Raw genomic sequence first — 2,153 nt, 5'->3', positions numbered from 1 at the left:
CCCACTGCGCGAACAGACGCAGGTCGGCGAACCTGCGGCTGCGCGACAGGTACAGCGCGAAGCCCGAGGCCTGCAGCCAGAACATCAAGCTGGTGGCGATCCCGATCCCTTCCGCGCCCAGCTCGGGTAGCCCGAACAGGCCATTGGTCAACACATAGGCCACCGGCGCCAATACGCACAAGCCGCCGAAACCGAGCAGCATGGTCGGCAGTGACCAGTGCAGGCCATCGCTGAGGTAGCGCATGCACAGGTAGAGGGTGAAGGCAGGAATGCCCCAGCGCACGGCGTTCAGGAAGGCGGTGACCTCCGGCACGATCGCGGGCGTGATCCCCATCGGCCGCAGCAGCAGCGGTGCCAGCGAGAGCAGCGCAAGCAGCAGCAAGCCGAGGCCCGCGGCCAGCCACAGCGCTTGCCGGAACAATGGCCCGATCTCGCTGCGACGGCCCGCGCCATCCAGTTGCGACACCGCCGGCGGCAGCGCCATCAGCGTGCCCATCGGCGCCAGCATCGGCAGCCAGAACAGCGCGGTGCCCACCGACACCGCCGCCAGCGTCGCGGTGCCATGGTGGCCGGCGATCAATGCATCGACAAAACTCACCAGACCGGACGACAGATGCCCGGCCGCCAGCGGTCCGGCCAGGCGGGCGGTCTTGCCCACTTCGCTGCGGAAGCGGGGGCGGTCGGCGGAATTGGACATGGGGCAGGCAGGAAGGCGCGCTGGCGCGGCCGCGCGCGGCCTGTCATTTTATCCGCATGCAGAACGAAGACGACGTGCAATCGCCATCCGCGGAGCCGGCCCCGCCACCGCGTTGTCGCAACTGCGAGGCGGCCCTGCAAGGCCCGCATTGCCATGCCTGCGGGCAGCCGGTGCAGGGCTTGATGCGGCCGATCGGCAGCGTGCTTGGCGACCTGCTGGACAGCGTGTTCGATTTCGATGCGCGCATCGTGCGCACGCTCAAGCCTTTGTACCTGCGGCCCGGCTTCCTCAGCCTGGAATACTTTGCCGGCCGCCAGGTCCGCTACGTCACCCCGTTCCGGCTGTTCTTCTTCCTTGCCGTGCTGGCCTTCTTCGTGGCGCGCCTGACCGTGCAGGTGGGCGGTGATGGTCGATCGGACGATGTGCAGAACGCCTTTGCGCGGGCCACCACGGCGGCGGCGGTGGTGAAGCTGCGTGACGAGCAACTGGCGCAATTGCAGCAGGCGCAGCGCGACATGACCGGCACCGCAGGTGCAGTAGGTGCAACCGGCATTCGCGTCGCCGAGCACCACATCCGCGATGCCGCCGATGCGCGGCTCCGCGCGCTACGCGAGGGTGCGTCCGCAACCCCGCTCGCCGAGGCGCCTCTGGAGACGCAGGATCCGGCCGTGGTGGTCGGCGGCAAGCCGTGGGACGCGAAAACGCAGCCGATCGCCATCGGCTGGCTACCCGACTTCGTCAATCACTGGCTCACCGCGCAAGCGCAGCGCGGCAGTGACAACGTGGCCCGCCTCGAACGCGATCCCGGCGCGTTCAAGGACGCGATGCTCTCGGTCATCCCCACCACCTTGTTCGTGCTGGTGCCGGTGTTTGCCTTGCTGCTGAAGCTGGCCTACCTGTTCCAGCGCCGGCTGTACATGGAGCACCTGATCGTGGCCCTGCACAGCCACGCCTTCCTGTGCCTGTCCTTGCTGTTGATCCTGCTGGCAACGGTACCCGCTTCGACCTTCGCGCCGGATGGGTCATGGACGTACATCCTGTTCGCCTGGTTGATCGCATTCCTGGTGGGCTGGACCTTGGTCTACCTGCTGCTGACGCAGAAGCGCGTCTACGCGCAAGGTTGGCCAATGACGCTGGTGAAATTCACCGTATTGGGCATGATCTATTCCGTGCTGCTGGGCCTGGCCGTGAGCGCCTCGGCCCTGATCGGACTGGTGGAAATGTGAGCGCCACCGTCTGCTACGAGGTGAACATCACCCTGGACAGTGCAATCGAGACGGACTACCGCGCCTGGCTGGCCGCGCATGTTGCGCAGATGCTGGCCTTGCCGGGCTTCATGTCGGCACGCGTCCTCGATGTGCGCGATCCCGTGCCGGCGGATGGCCACGTCGCCTTGTGCGTGCAGTACTGGCTGGCCGATGCGGCGGCCCTGCAGGACTATTTCGACCAACACGCC

At 67.1% G+C, this 2,153-nt stretch carries 3 protein-coding genes; 2 read left to right on the top strand and 1 reads right to left on the bottom strand.

Annotated elements, in window-relative coordinates; translation table 11 throughout:
• Positions 1-697, bottom strand: a 697-nt coding sequence (locus ACE3OK_RS12425) for an MATE family efflux transporter (RefSeq protein WP_374249869.1), incomplete at its 3' end; no start/stop codon positions are given.
• A 56-nt stretch (positions 698-753) separates the two neighbouring features.
• On the opposite strand from ACE3OK_RS12425, the gene ACE3OK_RS12420 reads away from it, so the two are divergent.
• Together ACE3OK_RS12420 and ACE3OK_RS12415 are read left to right on the top strand one after the other, a co-directional pair.
• Complete coding sequence (locus ACE3OK_RS12420; RefSeq protein ID WP_374249868.1) at positions 754-1,923, top strand: DUF3667 domain-containing protein; 1,170 nt, start codon at positions 754-756, stop codon at positions 1,921-1,923.
• Positions 1,920-2,153: DUF4286 family protein (locus ACE3OK_RS12415; protein WP_374249867.1), on the top strand; the 234-nt coding region annotated here is incomplete at its 3' end. The genes ACE3OK_RS12420 and ACE3OK_RS12415, both read left to right, overlap by 4 nt.

The sequence above is a fragment of the Thermomonas sp. genome (assembly GCF_041905325.1).
Taxonomy (GTDB): domain Bacteria; phylum Pseudomonadota; class Gammaproteobacteria; order Xanthomonadales; family Xanthomonadaceae; genus Thermomonas.
The sequence above is the reverse complement of the archived record's forward strand: the minus strand, read 5'-3'. Positions and strand labels throughout refer to the sequence as shown.